Below are 19599 nucleotides of genomic sequence, written 5' to 3' on the forward strand. Positions count from 1 at the left end.
CTTCTGTTCCGATGGGAAACGGCGTTCGGGATATGCACAAACAGGTGCCGCGAGCACCGTCAACGGATACCTTCGGATGCGCTTTGTCCTACGATTTTTCGGCTTCCTGTTCAGCATCGGGGCGATCTTCTTCCTGATCGGCGCCGTGGGGCTGGCCTATGGATTCTGGTTCTTTTCCAAGGACCTGCCGGACCACGCGCAGCTCGCCACCTACGAGCCGCCGGTGATGACGCGCGTTCATGCCTCGGATGGAAGCCTGATCGCGGAATATGCGCGCGAGCGGCGCCTCTATGTGCCGATCGAGGCCATTCCGAAGCTCGTGAAGGTCGCCTTCCTGTCCGCAGAGGACAAGAACTTCTACAAGCATCCCGGCATCGATCCCGAGGGCATCGTCCGCGCGGTCCTCGCCAACATCAGGTCCGGCGGCAGGCGGGAGCAGGGCGCTTCGACCATCACACAGCAGGTTGCGAAGAACTTCCTCGTCGGCAACGAGCGCAGCTACGAGCGCAAGATCCGCGAGGCGCTCATCGCCCTGCGAATGGAATCGACCTTCTCGAAGGACAAGATTCTTGAGCTCTACCTCAACGAGATCTATCTCGGCCTCGGCAATTACGGCGTGGCCGCCTCGGCGCTGAATTACTTCGGCAAATCGCTCCATGAGCTGACCATCGCCGAAGCCGCCTATCTGGCGGCTCTTCCGAAGGCCCCGAACAACTATCACCCGTTCCGCCAGCGCCAAGCCGCCATCGATCGCCGCAACTGGGTCATCGGCCGCATGCTCGAGAACGGCTACATCACGAAGGAGCAGGCGGAAGCAGCCAGAAAGGAGCCCCTCGACGTCACGCCGCGTGTCGTGTCGCCCAACAGCATCGCGTCCGGCTACTTCGCCGAAGGCGTGCGCCGCGACATCGCCGAGCGCTATGGCGAAGAGAAACTCTACGAGGGCGGCCTCCTGATCCGTGCGACGCTCGACCCGAAGATGCAGGCCATGGCCCGCAAGGCGCTGGTGGACGGTCTCGTGCGCTTCGACGAGGCACGCGGCTGGCGCGGCGCACAGCAGAAGCTCAACCTGACCGGTCGCGAATGGGGCCTGGCTCTGGCCGAGGTGCCCGCCATGGGCGACGTGCAGCCCTGGCGCCTCGCCGTCGTACTCGAGGTCTCCGGCGGGCGGGCCCGCATCGGTCTGCAGCCGAAGAAGGAGGCTTCCGGGCAACTCTCCAGCGATCGCGAGACGGGCTTCGTCGCCGCCGAAGGCGTGAAGTGGACCCGCCGCTCCGTGGAGAAGGCCTTGTCCGTAGGCGACGTGGTCTATGTGGAGCCTATCGACGGCAAGCAGGGCCAGTACCGCCTGCGCCAGGTTCCCGAGATTTCCGGCGCCATCGTCGCCATGGACCCTCAGACGGGCCGCGTTCACGCCATGGTCGGCGGCTTCTCCTTCGATCAGAGTGAGTTCAACCGTGCCATCCAGGCGATGCGCCAACCGGGCTCCGCATTCAAGCCCATCGTCTACGCGACGGCTCTCGACAACGGCTATACGCCCTCGTCCCAGATCATGGACGCGCCCTTCGTGCTCGACATGGGGCCAGGCCAAGCGGCTTGGGCGCCGTCCAACTACGACGGCAAGTCCGCGGGCCTGCGCACTCTCCGCTACGGCATCGAGCATTCGAAGAACCTGATGACGGTGCGGCTGGCCAATGAGATCGGCATGCCGGTCATCACCGAATATGCGCGCCGTTTCGGGGTCTATGACGACATGCTGCCGCTGCTCTCCATGTCGCTGGGCGCAGGCGAAACCACGGTCATGCGCATGACGGCGGCCTATTCCATGTTCGTGAACGGCGGGCGTCGGATCAAGCCGACGCTGATCGACCAGATCCAGGACCGGAACGGCCGTACGATCTATCGTCACGACGACCGCAAGTGCGACACCTGCGATGCGGAGGCATGGGACGGGGGAGCGCCGCCGAAGCTCACGGAGACCCGCGAGCAGGTGCTCGATCCGCTCACGGCTTACCAGATCACCTCGATCCTCGAGGGCGTGGTGCAGCGGGGCACCGCGCAGTCGGTCAAGGTCGTCGGCAAGCCGCTCGCGGGCAAGACGGGCACGACAAACGACGCCAAGGACGTGTGGTTCGTCGGATTCTCGCCTGACCTCGCGGTCGGGGTGTTTCTCGGCTACGACCAGCCGAAATCCCTCGGCAATGCGGCCACCGCGGGCCAGTATGCCGCTCCCGTGTTCCGCGATTTCATGCAGATGGCCCTGAAGGACAAGCCCGCGACCCCGTTCCGCGTACCCCCGGGCATCAAGCTGATCCGCGTCAACGCCTCCACCGGCACCCGCGCAGGGGGCGATGGTCGCGGCACGATCCTCGAAGCCTTCAAGCCCGGCCAGGCGCCTCCGGAGTACTATGCTCCCCAGGAGGAGGTTCCGCAGGCCGAATACTCGCCGGCTCCCCCGGAGATGATGCCCCGCAGGGCCGTGGGAGCATCCCCGGGCGGATTGTACTGAGCCGTTCCGCGCCCCATATGAGACGTGCTTCCTGACAACCCATGAAGTCGTGTGACCGCCGCAGCCCCGAGGCCTGCAGCGGTCATCGGCCATGCGGGAAGAGCCGCTTTACACATCGGGGCGCTCCCCTTAAGACGCCCCAAACCCCAGGACGGACAGCAAGACAAAATGCGCGCCGAAATCGAACACCTCGTAGAAGAGACCAAGCAGTCATTCGGACTGCTGAGGAGGCATCTTTGACTGGGATAACGCCCAGCGCCGCCTCGCGGAACTGAACGCCCAGGCCGAAGACCCGAACCTCTGGAACGACGCGGAGGCCGCGCAGAAAATCATGCGCGAGCGCACCACGCTGGAGGATCAGATTTCGTCCATCAGGCGCATGGAGCAGGAACTCGACGACGCGCTCACGCTGATCGAGCTCGGCGAGATGGAAGACGACGAAAGCACGATCCGGGAGGGCGAGGAGGCGATCCGCGGCCTGTGTGAGGAAGCCGCGCGCCGCCAGGTGGAAACCCTGCTCTCGGGCGAGGCCGATGCCAACGACACGTATCTCGAAGTGCATTCGGGTGCCGGCGGCACGGAAAGCCAGGACTGGGCCTCCATGCTCCAGCGCATGTACGCCCGTTGGGCCGAGCGCCGGAAGTACAAGGTCGAGCTTCTCGAAGTCACGGACGGTGAAGAGGCCGGGATCAAGAGCGCCACGCTTCTGATCAAGGGGCACAACGCCTATGGCTGGCTCAAGACCGAGTCCGGCGTGCACCGTCTTGTGCGCATCTCGCCCTACGATTCGAATGCGCGCCGCCACACGAGCTTCGCCTCCGTATGGGTCTATCCGGTAGTGGATGACCGCATCGACATCGAGGTGAAGGAATCGGACTGCCGCATCGATACGTTCCGCTCATCGGGCGCGGGCGGTCAGCACGTGAACACCACCGACTCGGCGGTACGCATTACGCATATCCCGACCGGCATCGTCGTGGCCTGCCAGCAGGAGCGTTCGCAGCACAAGAACCGGGCGACCGCTTGGAACATGCTGCGCGCCCGCCTCTACGAGCTGGAGCTGAAGAAGCGCGAGGAAAAGGCGAGCGCGGAAGCCGCCGCCAAGACCGATATCGCCTGGGGACACCAGATCCGCTCCTACGTGCTTCAGCCCTATCAGCTGGTGAAGGACCTGCGTACGGGAACCCAGTCCCAGAGCCCACAGGACGTTCTCGACGGCGGCCTGGATCCCTTCATGGAAGCCGCGCTCGCCCAGCGCGTCTACGGCGGGGGCGAGGAGGTCGAAGACATCGATTGAGAGCACGGTTCGGATGCTCTCTCAATCGATAGCGCATAGGTTGATCGCGAAAGCGGGTCCACTTTTCGCGCTGTGATGGCCGGGACGAGAGCCCGGCCATGACAGAGGGGGAGCGTCATTGACCTCCCGCCACGACCGACCCCGGGTCGGGGATTCCGATCCGTTGAGCGCGAGGCCTCTCGGGTCGGGAGGGCCGGGACACCCCGATCAAAGCGCCTTCGCGGCCGCGAGCACCTCCTCCGCGTGGCCGGGCACCTTCACCTTGTTCCAGACCCTCGCGATCCTGCCATCGCGGTCGATGAGCACGGTGGTGCGCTCGACGCCCATGTATCTGCGGCCGTACATGCTCTTCTCGACCCACACGCCATACGCTTCCAGCATGGCCCGGCCCTCATCGGAGGCGAGGGGGAATTCGAGGGCGTGTTTGGTCCGGAACTTGTCATGGCTCTTGAGGCTGTCGGGCGAAACGCCGACGATCTCGGTATCGGCGGCCTCGAAGTCCTTCCGCAAGGCTTGGAAGTTCCGCGCCTCCAGCGTGCAGCCGCTGGTATCGTCCTTCGGGTAGAAATACAGAACGACTTTCCTGCCCTTGAGGCTGTCGAGGGAAATCTCTCTCCCGCCGGTGGCGGGCAGGGAGAAAGCGGGAGCCTTGGTTCCGGGTGTCGGTGCCATCGTTCGCCTTCCTTTTGGCGGATTGTGCTGCTTGGAAACCTCTCGTGTGCACGACGGAAAAGAGGCGGTCGCGGGAGGCTGCCGGTGCGGTTAAGGTCCTCATTGATTCCTTCGCAGCAGCAAAAGCGCAAGAACCGGGTTGCCGATAGCACGAGAATGAAAGTACCGCTCCGTACCACGCTGCCCCGGCAAGAACCGGCCAAACGAAGCCTACTGGGCCGGCTGATCCGTGGTACGCTCTACGCCAAGCTCGGGCTGATCACTTTGCTGATCGTCGCCGCAGGGGTTTTCTACCTGCGCCTGTCCGTGGCGCCCCTCAGCTTCGGACGCTTGCCCGAGCGGGTTGCGGAGGCCCTCGCCTCGCGCATCGGTGCGGGCTGGACCGTGGCGCTCCGCAATACTGCCATCGAGCTTCATGAGGGCATTCCGGCGCTGCGGGCCAACGGGCTCGACATCCGCGGGCCGAGCGGCGAACTCGTCGTCCGTGCTCCCTATGCGCTCGTCAGTGTCGATTTCCTATCGCTGTTGACGGCCAATCTCCAGCCCAAGGCCATTCACGTGCGGGACCTGCAGCTGCGGGTGCTCGTCAACCGGGATGGCTCGCTGACCTTCTCGCCCGTGCAGGGGGCGGAGGAGGATCAGGTCCGGGGCGCTCCGGTTCCGGAGCCGGACCCCTCCCGGGCGGCCGCCGCTTCGCTGGCGGCCAGCGCCGATGGGCCGTCCCTGGTCTCGGGGGCGGTCGGATCGCTGTTCGATCTGATCGTCGGGCCGCGAAGCGTCCTCAATACTCTCGGCAAGGCGCAGCTAACCAACGCGCGCCTCATCTTCATCGATGCCGATTACCGCGAGCGGGCCCGTTTCGAGCGGGTCGACGCGACATTCGACTGGGATCATCAGGGCGGCCGTCACTTCTCGGCGATGGTCGAGGGGCCGCAGGGGCCATGGTGGCTGAGGGGCGATGCGAAGGCTGAGGGTCGGGACGCCTACCGCGCGGCGTTCGTGGCCGATTCAGCGCCGATTCAGGACATCATGGTGCTGAGCGGCATGTCGAGCCTGCCCGCCGCTACCGATCTCGAATTTTCCGGCCGCTTCGACGTTGCCTATGCGAATGGCCGCGTCACCGAGCTGAAAACGCGCCTCGACAGCAATGCGGGCTTCATCAGGATCGAGGACAAGGACACCTCTCCTCTGCCGGTTGACCGGGCCACCATCGTGGCCGAGTGGAACGAGACCGACAAGACGCTCAGCCTGCCGACGCTCGAACTCAAAGGAGGCGACACCTACGTCAATCTCCAGGGAATGTTGTCGGCCCCGACGGTTCATCAGCCGTGGCGCCTGCGGCTCACCGGCAAGGATATCGTCTGGGCAGGGGCCGCACCCGGGGATGCGCCGCTTCGGGTTTCGCAAATGGATGCGGATCTGTCCGGGCCCGATGGCGTCATGCTCAACAGCATCAGGTTGAGAGGACCTCGGCTTCACGTCGATATCGGGGGCGCCCTTGCGGAAACAGCCGATCCGAAAGGCCTGAAATTCGACGTTACGGCCTCGAAGACCGAGATCCGTTCGGCGCTTCGGATCTGGCCGGAGGCCGTGGCTCCGCCGGTCCGCCGCTTCCTGGTCGAGAACCTCAAGAGCGGCACTCTGGAGGATTTCAGGCTCAAGATCGCGATGACCGGTGCCGATGTCGAGCGATCCATGTCGGGCGGCCCGATCCCCGATGAATCGGTCAAGATCGACTTCGTGATTTCGCAGGGCACCTTCCAGGCAGCCGAGGGATTGCCGCCGATTTCCGAGGTGGACGTGACGGGCCGCGTGACCGGCACAAAGGTGACCCTGCGCGCCCCGACGGGCCGCGTGGACATGGCCGGCAACCACAGTCTGAGCGCCTCCGAAGGCTCATTCGCGCTCGACAATTACTGGGACGACAATGCCGTTGCCCGCATCGACTTCCGCCTCACGGGCGCGGCGGATGGAGTCGGGGCCATGCTCCAGCAGCCGCTGGTCAAGGAGATCGCCGGTTTCGAGGTCGATCCCAGCGGGATGAAGGGGAAAGCGGACCTGCGGGTCGGCATTGGGCTTCCCGTCAACGATATCCCGGCCATTGCCGAGCTTCCGCTGACGGTGACGGGGACGCTCAACGATCTCACCCTCGACAGGTTGTTCGACAAGGAGAAGCTCGAGACCGGCAATCTGACCATCGCCTATGACCGGGGGGACCTGTCAATCAAGGGGGACGGCAAGATCGGCGGCGGCGCAGCCACCATCGATGTGCAGAAGAATCGCCAGGGCGGTCAGGCGATTGTCGCCTTCACGCTGGACGAGGCGGCGCGCAGCAGGCGCGGCTTCTCGTTCGGCTCGCAGCTGACGGGAATCGTCAATCTCAAGGTCGCTGTGCCTCTGGGCAGGTCCGATGCCGCCGGCATGACTGTCGAAGCCGATCTGACGAAAGCCGGGATCGACCACCTGATCCCGGGCTGGGTCAAGCCGGCAGGTCGGCCGGGCAAGCTCACCTTCACCATGAGCGACGGGCCCGAAGCGGAAATCCGCGACCTGCAGCTCGACAGCGGCGCCGTGCAGCTGCGCGGGACCGCCGCGCTCTCGAAAGAGGGCGAATTCGAGCGGGCTGAGCTTTCCACATTCAAGCTCTCCCCCGGGGACGACATGCGCGCTCAGGTCGAATCGTCAGGCGGCGTCTACAAGGTCATCGTGCGCGGCAACGTGGGCGACGCGCGGCCCTTCGTGAAAAGCCTCAGCTCGCAATCCTTGGGCAGGGACGGAAGCGGACAGAAGCAATCGAAGGACTTCGATCTCGATCTGAACCTCAACATCCTGACCGGCTACAACAACGAGGCGATCACCAACGCGGTCATCAAGGCTTCGATGCGCAAGGAGGTTCTCCGGCACCTCGAGATGAAGGGCCGTCTCGGAGCGACGAATGTCGCGGCCCGCACCGATACGCAGGGCAGGAACGGTTCCGTGATCATCGTTCAAGCGGAGGATGCAGGCGCGCTGCTGCGCTTCGCCGACGTGTACAAGCGGATGGTCGGCGGCGACCTCATCATCAACATGGCGACAGGGGAGGGGCAGCAGCCGGGAATATTGCTGCTGCGCTCCTTCACCCTGGTCAACGAACCGGCCCTGCGCCGGATCATTCCGACCCAGACCCAAATGGTGGCCGGGCAAGATCGGTCGGGCAATCCGCGGCTGGTGCGCGTGGATGTGAACGAGGTGACCTTCGCGCGGGCTCGGGCCGATTTCACGCGCACGTCCGGTCGCGTCGATTTCCGCGAGGCGGCGATTTACGGCAACCAGATCGGCTTCACCCTCGACGGGTACATCGATTACAGCCGGGATCGGATGGATATTTCGGGGACCTTCGTGCCAGCCTATGGCCTCAACAACGTGTTTGCCAAGGTGCCGCTGTTCGGGCCCCTGCTCGGCGGCAGTCAGTACGAGGGCCTGTTCGCGGTCAATTTCCGGGCCGTGGGGCCGGCGAGCGCGCCTAACCTGACGGTCAACCCGCTTTCGGCGGTCGCGCCCGGTTTCCTGCGCAAGCTCTTCGGCGTGGGGGCTGGGCCGCAGCAAACCGATGCGCTGCCCGCCATACCCGACCGGTAGGATCTTTCTTGCACTCTCACGAAAGCTCCACCCCCCGGGATCAGGTCCACGGGGGGATGGATGCCGACCTTTCCCGTCCCTTGCCTGGAGGGTAACGGTGGAAGAAGCGCCCGTGTCCCACCTTCCGTCATTACCAGCCCTGTGCCGGTGATCGGAACATGGAGGCTCCGTGCCTTTCCGATCGGGATGGCCGAGACAAGCTCGGCCATGACGGTGGGGGTGCGTCGCCGTCTCATACCCACCCTCGTCACCACCGGCCTTGTGATCCCCATCGTGTGACGCGCCGTGCTCATCTGATCGGGATAGTCGAGACGAACCCGGTCATGACTTAGGAACGAGCTCGCGTTCTCGGGATGAGGGGGAGCGGCTTCCGATGCGCTCCCGGCCCTTGGTCCTCAGACTACCCGCAGAAGCACGTGCTTCTTCTTGCCGAAGGACAGTTTGATCACGCCTTCTCCCGTGAGATCCGAGAGGCTCAAGCTGCTCCGTTCGTCGGAGACTGTCTGGTCGTTGACCTTCAGGCCCCCGCTCTTCACCTGACGGCGCGCTTCGCTCGATGAGGGCACGAGCTTCGCGTAGTCCGGACCGAAGGCGGTGAGCACGCCAAGGCCTTCCTTCAGGATGCTTGACGGGACCTCGACGGTGGGAAGGCTTTCCGCGAGCATACCCTGCTCGAAGGTCTTCTGCGCCGTCTCGGCTGCGAGCTGCGCCGCCTCGCGGCCATGGAGCAGGGCGGTGGCTTCCGTCGCCAGAACCTTCTTGGCCTCGTTGATCTCGGCGCCCTCCAAGGCGGCGAGCTTGGCGATTTCGTCCATCGGCAGGACGGTGAACAGCTTCAGGAAACGACCGACGTCCGCATCCTCGGTGTTGCGCCAGAACTGCCAGTAATCGTAGGGGCTCAGCATGTCGGCGTTGAGCCAGACCGCGCCGGAGGCGGTCTTCCCCATCTTGGCGCCGGAAGCTGTAGTCAGGAGCGGGCAGGTGACGGCGTAGAGCTGCGGCGTGCCGAGGCGGCGGCCGAGATCGATACCGTTGACGATGTTGCCCCACTGGTCCGAGCCGCCCATCTGCAGAATGCAGCCGTAGCGCTTGTTGAGCTCTACGAAGTCGTAGGCCTGGAGGATCATGTAGTTGAACTCCAGGAAAGAAAGCTCGTGCTCACGTTCGAGGCGCAGCTTGACGCTATCGAAGGACAGCATGCGGTTGACCGAGAAATGGCGGCCCACATCGCGCAGGAAATCGATGTAGTTGAGCCTGGTCAGCCACTCGGCATTGTCCACCATCATGGCGTCGGTCGTGCCCTCGCCGAAGCCGATGAAGCGCGAAAACACCGTCTTGATGCTCTCCTTGTTGCCTTCGATCTGCTCCACGGTCAGGAGCTTGCGGCTCTCGTCCTTGCCCGAAGGGTCACCGACGCGGGTCGTGCCGCCGCCCATGAGCGTGATCGGCTTGCCGGCCCCGGTCTTCTGAAGCCAATGCAGCATCATGATCGAGAGCAGGTGGCCCACGTGCAGGGACGGTCCCGTGCAGTCGTAGCCCACATAGGTCGTCAGCCGGTTCTCGAGGGCCGCCGCATCCACTCCCTCGAAATCGGAGGTCTGGTGAATGAAGCCTCGCTCGGTGAGCACTCTGAGGAAATCGGATTTCGGCGCAGTCATGGCGGTACTCGGTTTCGCGAGAGGAGAGCATCCCCTGTACCAGTTTTACCTGCCGTCGCAACCGCGCAGGAATTCATCGCCCGGAAGATTTCGTCTCCACGACCGGCTAACTAGAGAAGGGAGATGAATCCGCTCGGGGCGAAACAGCTCTAGATCCGACCCGCCAAACGAAAGGGCAGGTGAATCACCTGCCCTTGTCGTCGCCGGCCCGTCTCAGGCGGCTTCTTCCGTATTGCCGAGCCGCTTGTCGAGATACGCGTCCACGGCCGACATCAGTTCGTCGACCTTGCCGTCGAAGAAGTGGTTGGCGCCGTCGACGACCGCGTGCTCGAGCTTCACGCCCTTCTGGGTTTTCACCTTCTCGATGACGCTGACCACGTCCTTCACCGGGGCCACGCGATCCTCGGAGCCGTGCACGAAGAGGCCGGAGGAGGGGCAGGGGGCGAGGAATGAGAAGTCGTACCGGTTCGCCATGGCGGCGATCGAGATGAACCCCTCGATCTCCGGGCGGCGCATCAGGAGCTGCATACCGATCCAGGCGCCGAACGACACCCCGGCGATCCAGCAGGCGCGGGCATCCGGGTTCATGGCCTGAGCCCAGTCGAGCGCGGCCGCCGCATCCGACAGCTCGCCCTGACCATGATCGAAGGAGCCCTGGCTCCGCCCCACGCCGCGGAAGTTGAAGCGCAGGACCGAGAAGCCCCGCTTCACGAAGTCATAGTACAGGTTATAGACAATCTGGTTGTTCATCGTCCCGCCGAATTGCGGGTGCGGATGCAGGATGATGGCGATCGGAGCGCCCTTCTCCTTGGCAGGCTGATACCGCCCCTCGATTCGACCGGCGGGACCCGTGAAGATGACTTCAGGCATATACGCGAACCTCTTGATCGCCTCTCCGAATAGAGAGGGAAACCCCCGTGCGACCTTGACTCCAGGTCTCGGATTCCCTTAAGAAACCCTTAGAATATTTCTAAACTGTTCCATTGTTTCAATTATCCGGTGACTTAGGCCACCGGGGAAACATGGGCACATGTGGTCGGGGTGCTTTAACACGGCAACCAGGGTCACTTGCAAGATTTTCGTGAGGCGTGAGACGGCAGCCATGGCGACGAGCCAGCGCACATATCTCGATCACAATGCCACGTCGCCCCTGCGGCCCGAGGTGGCGGAGGTGGTACTACATGCGCACCAACTGCCCGGGAACGCCTCTTCCGTCCATGCGGAAGGCCGCGCGGCCCGGACGGAGATCGAGGCGGCGCGGGTCGCCGTCGCCGGGCTTGTCGGCTCCAGGGCCAAGAACGTGATCTTCACGAGCGGGGGCACGGAAGCCGCGAATCTCGTTCTGACGCCCTCCTTCCGCCAGCTCGGGCAGAGGGGCGCGACGCGCCTCCTGGTGGGAGCGACCGAGCACCCCTGCGTTCTCAACGGGCATCGCTTCCCGGCGGACAAGGTTGGAATAATCCCCGTCGACGACCAGGGTATCCTTGATCTGGCCTGGATCGAGGCCCATCTTGGAGCCGTGGGCGGCGAGCGTGTTCTGGTCTCCGTCCAATTGGCCAATAACGAGACCGGCGTCGTCCAGCCCGTTTCCGAGATCGCGAAGCTCGTTCACGGGCATGGCGGGCTCGTTCACACCGATGCGGTGCAGGCGGCGGGCCGGGTACCGGTCGATCTCCCGGGCTTGGGCGTCGATGCGCTGACACTGTCCGCCCACAAGTTTGGCGGGCCGAAAGGGGCGGGGGCTCTGGTTCTCGCCTCCGACCAGTACGAAATCGGCGAGCGCCTGATCCGCGGCGGCGGGCAGGAGAAGAATGTCCGGGCCGGCACCGAGAACGTGGCGGCCATCGCGGGCTTCGGAGCCGCGGCCGGGCTCGCCCTGAAAGGGTTGGAGCAGGAGGCGGAGCGGCTGCGGGGCTTGAGGGACGAAGCTCAGGCGCATGTGCGCCGGATCGCGCCGGACGCTCTTGTTGTGGGCGCAGGCGCGGAGAGGTTGCCTAACACCTTGGCGTTTGCCATACCCGGCCTCAAGGCCGAGACGGCATTGATCGCCTTCGATCTTGCGGGCGTAGCCCTGTCCTCCGGTTCGGCCTGCTCGTCCGGAAAGGTCAAGCGGTCGCATGTGCTCGACGCCATGGGCGTGGAGCCTGCCCTCGCGGAGGGTGTTTTGCGTGTGAGTTTGGGGTGGTCGACCACGAAAGAGGACGTCATCCGCTTTGCGGAGGCGTGCGAAAAGGTGGCGGCCACCCTATATAAGCGGAAGGCGAGCGCGGCTTAGAAGCCCCGCCAGTTTTCCATGTCATATCAACCCGCGGCCCTTGAAGCCGTGAGTGGTGGGAGAGACAGATGCCTGCAGTGCAGGAGACGATCGATCAGGTTCGGTCGATTGACGTCGATCAGTACAAGTACGGCTTCGAAACCGAAGTCGAAATGGAAAAGGCCCCGAAGGGCCTCTCCGAGGACGTGATCCGCTTCATCTCGGCCAAGAAGGGCGAGCCCGAGTGGATGCTCCAATGGCGCCTCGACGCCTACAAGCGTTGGCTTACCATGAAGGAGCCGAACTGGGCGCGCGTGTCGTACGACAAGATCGACTACAACGACATCTATTATTACGCCGCTCCCAAGAACAACCCGGCGCCGAAGTCCCTCGACGAGGTGGACCCCGAGATTCTCAAGACCTACGAGAAGCTCGGCATTCCGCTGCGCGAGCAGGAGATCCTTGCCGGCGTCGAGCCCCAGAACCGAGTGGCCGTGGACGCCGTCTTCGACTCGGTGTCGGTGGCGACGACCTTCAAGGAGGAGCTGAAGAAGGCCGGTGTGATCTTCATGCCGATCTCCGAGGCGATCCGTGAATATCCGGACCTCGTGCGCCAGTATCTCGGCACGGTCGTGCCGGTGACGGACAACTTCTTCGCGACGCTCAACTCGGCGGTCTTCACCGACGGCTCGTTCGTCTACGTGCCGCCGGGCGTGCGCTGCCCGATGGAGCTGTCCACCTATTTCCGCATCAACGAGAAGAACACGGGCCAGTTCGAGCGCACCCTCATCATCGCGGACAAGGGCTCCTACGTCTCGTATCTCGAGGGCTGCACGGCTCCGAAGCGTGACGAGAACCAGCTCCATGCCGCCGTGGTCGAGCTGATTGCGCTCGACGACGCGGAGATCAAGTACTCGACGGTCCAGAACTGGTATCCAGGCGATGCGCATGGAAAGGGCGGCATCTACAACTTCGTGACGAAGCGCGGCGATTGCCGGGGCAAGAACTCGGTCATCACCTGGACCCAGGTGGAGACGGGCTCGGCGATCACGTGGAAGTATCCGTCCTGCATCCTGCGCGGCGACAACTCGCGCGGCGAGTTCTACTCGATCGCCGTGTCGAACGGCATGCAGCAGGTCGATTCCGGCACCAAGATGATCCATCTCGGCAAGAACACCACGAGCCGGATCATCTCGAAGGGCATCGCCGCGGGCAAGTCCGAGAACACCTATCGCGGTCTCGTATCGGCTCACCGCAAGGCGACCGGCGCGCGCAATTTCACGAACTGCGACTCGCTGCTCATCGGCAACCAGTGCGGCGCGCACACAGTGCCGTACATCGAGTCGAAGAATTCGACCGCCGTGTTCGAGCACGAGGCGACGACATCCAAGATCTCCGAAGATCAGATGTTCTACTGCCAGCAGCGCGGCCTCTCCGAAGAGGAGGCGACGGCGCTCATCGTGAACGGCTTCGTCAAGGACGTCCTGCAGCAGCTCCCCATGGAGTTCGCCGTGGAAGCCCAGAAGCTCATCTCGATCTCGCTGGAAGGCTCGGTCGGTTAATTCAGGAACAGGTTGTGGATGCCCGGGCCTGTCCCGGGCATGACGCGAGATGCTCCATGCCCGTCATGGCAGGACTTGATCCGGTCATCCACGCCTCAAACAACGGAATACTCAGATGCTCGAAATCAAGAACCTCGTTGTCCAGATCGAGGACAAGCGCATTCTCAACGGCCTCGACCTCACCGTGAACAAGGGCGAGGTTGCCGCCATCATGGGCCCGAACGGCTCGGGCAAGTCGACGCTCTCCTATGTGATCGCCGGTAAGGAGGACTACGAGGTCCTCGACGGCGAGATCCTGCTCGACGGCCAGAACCTTCTGGAGATGGAGCCCGATCAGCGCGCCGCTGCCGGTGTGTTCCTGGCGTTCCAGTACCCGTTGGAGATTCCCGGCGTTGGCACCATGACCTTCCTGAAGGCCGCTCTCAACGCCCAGCGCAAGGCGCGCGGGCAGGACGAACTGTCGACGCCCGACTTCATCAAGCAGGTGAACGCAGCCGCCGCCAAGCTCGAGATGCCCAAAGATATGCTCAAGCGCGCCCTCAATGTCGGCTTCTCCGGCGGTGAGAAGAAGCGCATGGAGATCCTGCAGATGGCGTTGCTCCAGCCGTCCTTCTGCATCCTCGATGAGACCGATTCCGGCCTCGATATCGACGCGCTGCGGATCGTGTCCGAAGGCGTGAACGCGCTCCGCTCGCCTGATCGCGCGTTCCTGGTCATCACGCACTATCAGCGCCTGCTCAACCACATCGTACCCGATACCGTGCACGTGATGCATGGCGGCCGTATCGTGCGTACCGGCGGTAAGGAGCTCGCTCTCGAGCTCGAGGCCAACGGCTACGCAGATTACCGCGAAAGCGAGGCCGCGTGACCATGGCTGACGTGACCCTCATGAAGACGCCAGCGGAATCGGCCCTGGCGCAGGCATTCGAGAGCGCGAAGAACATGCTTCCGGGCAACGCGGAATCGCGCGCCCAGGCTTTCGAGCAGTTCTCCTCGCGTGGGCTCCCGCACCGCCGGGTGGAGGAGTTCAAGTACACGGACCTTCGCGCGCTTCTGCGTGAAATCGCTCCTTTCGCGAACGTCCCTTCGGCCGAAGAGGCCAAGGCTGCGCTGCGGGAGTCGAAGGCGTTCGCTGATGTGAGCGCGCTTCAGGTGCCTTTCGTGAACGGCCATTTTGTGCGCGAGGCGGTAGACTTCCACAACCTGCCGGAAGGCATCGAGATCGTGCCGCTGCGCGAGGCTCTCGCCAACGGCCACGAGTGGCTGGCGAAGCTCAGCCCCGTCACCTGGGCCAGCGACAACCCGATCTATCAGCTCAACACGTCCTTCATGGCCGATGGGGTGATGATCCGTGTCGCTGGCGCCGTCGAGACCCCGGTTCACCTGCGCTTCGTGACCGCCGCCGGTTCCGCGGTCGCCACTGCCACGCGCGTTCTGGTGGTAGTGGAGGACGACGCTTCCGTCACGCTCCTCGAGTCCCACGAGAGCACGGACGGCACCAACCATCAGCCGAACGACGTGATGGAGATGATCGCTGGCGACCGGTCGAACGTGCAGCACGTGCGCCTGAACGCCGAGGGCGACAAGACCCTGGCGCTCTCGACCCTCGCCATGAAGATCGGGGGCGAAGCGACGTTCAACAGCATCAACGTGGTGGCAGGTGCAGCCACCTCGCGCCACCAGGTCTACGCCATCCTCGACGGCGAGAACACCAACCTGCGGGTCAATGGCGCGAGCATGCTCAAAGGCTCGCAGCACAGCGATTCCACCCTCGTGGTCGAGCACAACGCGCTCCATTGCGAAAGCCGCGAGCTGTTCAAGACGGTCATCGACAACGAGGCGACCGGCGTATTCCAAGGCAAGATCATTGTTCCGCATCATGCGCAGAAGACCGATGGCCGCATGATGTCGGCGGCGCTCCTCCTCGCGGAGGGCGGCTCGATGAACAACAAGCCCGAGCTCGAGATCTTCGCCGACGACGTGCAATGCGCCCATGGTGCCACCTGCGGTCAGCTCGACGAGGATCTGCTGTTTTACCTCATGGCTCGCGGGTTGCCGAAGAAGGATGCCGAAAGCCTTCTGGTTCAGGCCTTCCTCGGCGAGGCGATCGAGTTCGTAGAGAACGAAAGCGCCCGTGAGGCCCTGGTCACCACCGTCGAGAGCTGGCTGAAGGCTCGCGCGTAACCCCTCGTCATGCCCGGCCCCGTGCCGGGCATCCACGTCCTTGCTCCGCATCGGCGTGGGAGGCGTGGATGGCCGGGACATACCCGGGTCATGACGGCAGAGAAACGGTTCAGGCCATGAACATGCAAGTGAAGCCATACGACGTCGAGGCGATCCGGGCGCAGTTTCCTATCCTGTCGCAGCAGGTCTATGGCAAGCCGCTCGTCTATCTCGACAACGCCGCCTCGGCCCAAAAGCCGAAGGCGGTGATCGATGCCATGGTGAATGCCATGGAGACGGGCTACGCCAACGTCCATCGCGGCCTGCACTACATGGCTAACATGGCGACCGAGGGCTTCGAGCGCGCGAGGGAGACCGTGCGTGCGTTCATCAATGCCGGTTCCGTCGACGAGATCGTCTTCACGAAGTCGGCCACGGAAGCCTACAATCTCGTGGCGGATTCCTTCGGCCGCATGAATATCGGGGAGGGGGACGAGATCATCCTCTCCATCATGGAGCACCATTCCAACATCGTGCCCTGGCACTTCCTGCGCGAGCGGAAAGGGGCGGTCATCAAATGGGCGCCGGTGGACGACGACGGCAACTTCCTCATCGAGGAGTTCGAGAAGCTCTTCTCGGCCCGCACGAAGATGGTCGCCATCACGCACATGTCCAACGTGCTCGGCACCGTGACGCCGATCAAGGAGATCATCCGCATCGCCCACGCCCATGGAGTGCCCGTGCTCGTGGACGGCGCTCAGGGCGCGGTGCATCTCGATGTGGACGTGCGCGCGCTCGATGCCGATTTCTACGTGTTCACGGGCCACAAGGTTTATGGGCCGACGGGCATCGGGGTTCTCTACGGCAAGCGTGAGCTTCTCGAGAAATTGCCGCCATATCAGGGCGGCGGCGAAATGATCCGCGAAGTGCGCGAGGATGCGATCACTTACAACGATCCGCCGCATCGCTTCGAGGCCGGCACGCCCGCGATCCTGGAGGCCATCGGCCTCGATGCGGCCCTGCGTTTCATGATGGAACTCGGCCGCGAGAACATCCGTGCTCACGAGGAGGCCGTATCGGCCTATGCCCACGAGCGCCTGCGGGCGATGAACTCCATCCGCATCATCGGCCAGGCCAAGGGCAAGGGCCCGATCATCGCCTTCGAGATGAGGAACGCGCACGCCCACGACGTCGCCACGATCATCGACCGTCAGGGCGTGGCGGTGCGGGCCGGCACCCATTGCGCCATGCCGCTCTTGAACCGCTTCGGCGCGACCTCTACCTGCCGTGCATCGTTCGGCCTCTACAACACCGTGGAAGAGGTCGATAAAATGGTGGACGCCTTGCAGAAGGCGGAAACTCTGTTTGCCTGAAGGATAAACCTGTGAACGACCAGACTCCCATTCAAGACGGGCCCAACGCGCCGCAGGTGTCACCCGGCTCCGGGATTCCGCCAGAAGAACTCGACCGCATGACGGACGACATCATCGCGGCGCTGAAAACCGTCTACGACCCGGAAATTCCTGCCGACATCTACGAACTCGGCTTGATCTACCGCGTCGATATCGACGACGACCGCAACGTGTCCATCGACATGACTCTCACGGCTCCAGGCTGCCCCGTCGCCGGCGAGATGCCCGGCTGGGTCGAGAACGCGGTGGCCACGGTGCCGGGCGTGCAGAGCGTGAAGGCCACCATCGTCTTCGACCCGCCGTGGGACCAGAGCCGCATGTCCGACGAGGCGCGTGTCGCTCTCGACATGTGGTAGCCGATAAGGGCGTTCCTGCGTTACTCTTCGAATTCTTATCCGTCCCTTCCCGTCACAGGCGGCAGAAGGCCGGGGATGACGAAGGCGTGTCGGGCAAGCCTGGCACGCCGGTCCCGCTCGATTGCGCTCGGAAGCGGATAATCGGTTCCGTCCCCACGCCACGGAACCACTCTCAGCGCCCCGGCTCGTCCGCATGTTGATCCGATGGCCGTGGTTCAGGAGCGTTCCCGCTCATCACATCGGCCTCCGGCCGGAACGTGTGCGGCAAGGATTCTTCTCGATCCGGCTCCGGAGTGCTTTCGTCCGCTCGATCGTCCACGATCTCATCCGCCTCCTCGACGGATGAGAGAATCGGCTGGCGCGGGGCGTCAGGAACCGCGGAGACCATGGCCCGGGCGATTTCCTGCTCGCCCATGACCACGCGTGTCGCCCCGTATTTCATGACATGATCCTCCTGCGCGGAAGAATGAACGCGCACGACGATCGGCAGGCCCGGGTTGATCCTGCGGGCCTGCTCGACGACCTGACCGCTCTCGAAGGCATCCGGAATGGCGACCAGGAGGCAGCGGGCCGCACCGACATTGGCCGCCGCGGCGATCTCCGGGTCCGCAGCATTGCCGATGATGCTCTCGACGCCGTCCTGCGGCAGATCGGCGAGCTGCGACTTGTCCGTCTCGATGATCAGGAAGGGGGTTCCGGTAGCGGTGAGCTTCCGGGTGATGAACTTGCCGACCCGGCCATGGCCCACGAGGACCACATGATCCGTCAAAGAGGTTTGAGGCAGCGGCTCCCGGGCGACTGGAGGATGCTCGTCCGGTGCCGCCGCCGCGGCACCAGTCTCGCCCCTCTCCGCCTTCTCGGCCTTCGTTTCCCGTCTGACGAACCAACGGTCCAGAAGTGTGAACAGGAAAGGGTTCATCATGATCGAGAGGATCGCGCCCGCCAGGATCAGGTCTCGCCCCTCCTGGGGCAACAGCTGGAGCTCCACCCCGAGACCCGCGAGGATGAACGAGAACTCGCCGATCTGAGCAAGGCTCGCCGCGATGGTAAGAGCGGTGGTGTCCGGGTGACGGAACAGGCGAACGATTCCATAAGCCGCCAGCGACTTGCCGACGACGATGATCAGGAATGTGGCCAGCACCGGCGCGAAATCGTTGATCAGGATCATCGGGTCGAACAGCATGCCGACCGACACGAAGAACAGCACCGCGAAGGCGTCCCGAAGCGGGAGCGTCTCCGACGCGGCGCGATGGCTGAGTTCCGACTCGCTCAGGACCATGCCGGCGAAGAAGGCGCCGAGCGCGAAGGACACGCCGAACATTTCCGCTGCGCCGAAGGCCGTGCCGAGGGCGATGGCGAGGACCGATAGGCGAAACAGCTCACGGGAGCCTGTATGGGCCATGTAGTGCAGGATCCAGGGGATCACCCGTCGGCCCACGATCAGCATGATCGCCAGGAAGGCCAGCACCTTGCCGAAGGTGAGGCCGAGCGAGACCAGGATGGCTTGCGGATCGGCGCCTGCACCTGCGGTCGCATTCGCGAAGGCCGGAAGGAGAACCAGGGTCAGGACCATGGCCAGATCCTCGACGATCAGCCAGCCGACGGCGATGTGGCCGCGCTCCGTTTCCACGAGGCGGCGCTCCTGCAAGGCACGCAAAAGCACGACGGTACTGGCCACGGACAGGGCGAGGCCGAAGACGATTCCTGCCTTCATGTCCCAGCCCATGAGCCAGGCGAGCCCCATGCCCAAAAGCGTGGCGCTAACGATCTGGACGACGGCACCGGGGACGGCGATGGCCCGGACGGACAGGAGATCCTTCAAGGAGAAGTGAAGGCCGACGCCGAACATCAGCAGGACCACGCCGATCTCGGCAAGCTGGTTGGAGAGCGCCTGATCGGCCACGTATCCAGGCGTGAAGGGGCCGACGAGAACGCCTGCCAGAAGGTAGCCGACGAGGGGGGAGATGCGGAGCCGCTGGGCGATGGCACCGAGAACGAAGGCCAGGACGAGGCCGATGACGATCGTCGATATCAGCGGCATATCATGCGGCATCTGTTCTCCTTCATGAGTTCTATTCTAAGGGGAGCATACCCGGTA

13 protein-coding genes are annotated in these 19599 nt (G+C 63.9%); 9 read left to right on the forward strand and 4 right to left on the reverse strand.

The window, feature by feature from the left end:
* Positions 1 to 76: 76 nt before the first annotated feature.
* Together GR328_RS13325 and prfB are read left to right on the forward strand one after the other, a co-directional pair.
* Complete coding sequence (locus GR328_RS13325; RefSeq protein WP_160885011.1) at positions 77 to 2509, forward strand: penicillin-binding protein 1A; 2433 nt, start codon at positions 77 to 79, stop codon at positions 2507 to 2509.
* Between the two features lie 168 nt (positions 2510 to 2677).
* A protein-coding gene (gene prfB, locus GR328_RS13330) for a peptide chain release factor 2 (protein ID WP_160885012.1) occupies positions 2678 to 3806 on the forward strand; the annotation gives its coding sequence in 2 pieces (ribosomal slippage) (positions 2678 to 2746 and positions 2748 to 3806; 1128 coding nt in all).
* Positions 3807 to 4013: 207 nt separating this feature from the next.
* Here the strand turns inward: prfB and GR328_RS13335 are convergent.
* On the reverse strand, positions 4014 to 4478 hold the full coding sequence (locus tag GR328_RS13335) for a peroxiredoxin (RefSeq protein ID WP_160885013.1): 465 nt from the start codon (positions 4476 to 4478) through the stop codon (positions 4014 to 4016).
* Between the two features lie 156 nt (positions 4479 to 4634).
* Here GR328_RS13335 and GR328_RS13340 point away from each other — a divergent pair, with 156 nt between their 5' ends.
* A complete protein-coding gene (locus GR328_RS13340) occupies positions 4635 to 8096 on the forward strand; it encodes a YhdP family protein (protein ID WP_160885014.1) in 3462 nt (1153 codons plus the stop codon).
* A gap of 395 nt (positions 8097 to 8491) precedes the next feature.
* On the opposite strand, the gene tyrS is transcribed toward GR328_RS13340, so the two are convergent.
* Together tyrS and GR328_RS13350 are read right to left on the reverse strand one after the other, a co-directional pair.
* The gene (tyrS, locus tag GR328_RS13345) at positions 8492 to 9754 is read right to left on the reverse strand and encodes a tyrosine--tRNA ligase (protein ID WP_160885015.1); all 1263 of its coding nucleotides are present in this window, start codon (positions 9752 to 9754) and stop codon (positions 8492 to 8494) included.
* 213 nt (positions 9755 to 9967) lie between these two features.
* Entirely contained in the window at positions 9968 to 10624 is a 657-nt protein-coding gene (locus GR328_RS13350) for an alpha/beta hydrolase (RefSeq protein ID WP_160885016.1), read from the reverse strand.
* A 232-nt stretch (positions 10625 to 10856) separates the two neighbouring features.
* On the opposite strand from GR328_RS13350, the gene GR328_RS13355 reads away from it, so the two are divergent.
* The 6 genes from GR328_RS13355 (at position 10857) to GR328_RS13380 (ending at position 17501) form a co-directional block, all read left to right on the forward strand.
* Positions 10857 to 12029, forward strand: coding sequence for a cysteine desulfurase family protein (locus GR328_RS13355; RefSeq protein WP_160885017.1), 1173 nt, complete (start codon positions 10857 to 10859; stop codon positions 12027 to 12029).
* A 68-nt stretch (positions 12030 to 12097) separates the two neighbouring features.
* Positions 12098 to 13570, forward strand: coding sequence for a Fe-S cluster assembly protein SufB (gene sufB, locus GR328_RS13360; protein WP_160885018.1), 1473 nt, complete (start codon positions 12098 to 12100; stop codon positions 13568 to 13570).
* Between the two features lie 115 nt (positions 13571 to 13685).
* Entirely contained in the window at positions 13686 to 14438 is a 753-nt protein-coding gene (sufC, locus tag GR328_RS13365) for a Fe-S cluster assembly ATPase SufC (protein ID WP_160885019.1), read from the forward strand.
* A 2-nt stretch (positions 14439 to 14440) separates the two neighbouring features.
* The gene (sufD, locus tag GR328_RS13370) at positions 14441 to 15754 is read left to right on the forward strand and encodes a Fe-S cluster assembly protein SufD (RefSeq protein ID WP_160885020.1); all 1314 of its coding nucleotides are present in this window, start codon (positions 14441 to 14443) and stop codon (positions 15752 to 15754) included.
* A gap of 116 nt (positions 15755 to 15870) precedes the next feature.
* The gene (locus GR328_RS13375) at positions 15871 to 17106 is read left to right on the forward strand and encodes a cysteine desulfurase (RefSeq protein ID WP_160885127.1); all 1236 of its coding nucleotides are present in this window, start codon (positions 15871 to 15873) and stop codon (positions 17104 to 17106) included.
* Positions 17107 to 17117: 11 nt separating this feature from the next.
* Positions 17118 to 17501 (forward strand): SUF system Fe-S cluster assembly protein, encoded by a 384-nt coding sequence (locus tag GR328_RS13380; RefSeq protein ID WP_160885021.1) that lies wholly within the window; start codon positions 17118 to 17120, stop codon positions 17499 to 17501.
* Between the two features lie 172 nt (positions 17502 to 17673).
* On the opposite strand, the gene ybaL is transcribed toward GR328_RS13380, so the two are convergent.
* A complete protein-coding gene (gene ybaL / locus GR328_RS13385) occupies positions 17674 to 19554 on the reverse strand; it encodes a YbaL family putative K(+) efflux transporter (protein ID WP_160885022.1) in 1881 nt (626 codons plus the stop codon).
* Positions 19555 to 19599: the final 45 nt, after the last annotated feature.

This window comes from Microvirga makkahensis (genome assembly GCF_009830105.1).
Taxonomy (GTDB): domain Bacteria; phylum Pseudomonadota; class Alphaproteobacteria; order Rhizobiales; family Beijerinckiaceae; genus Microvirga; species Microvirga makkahensis.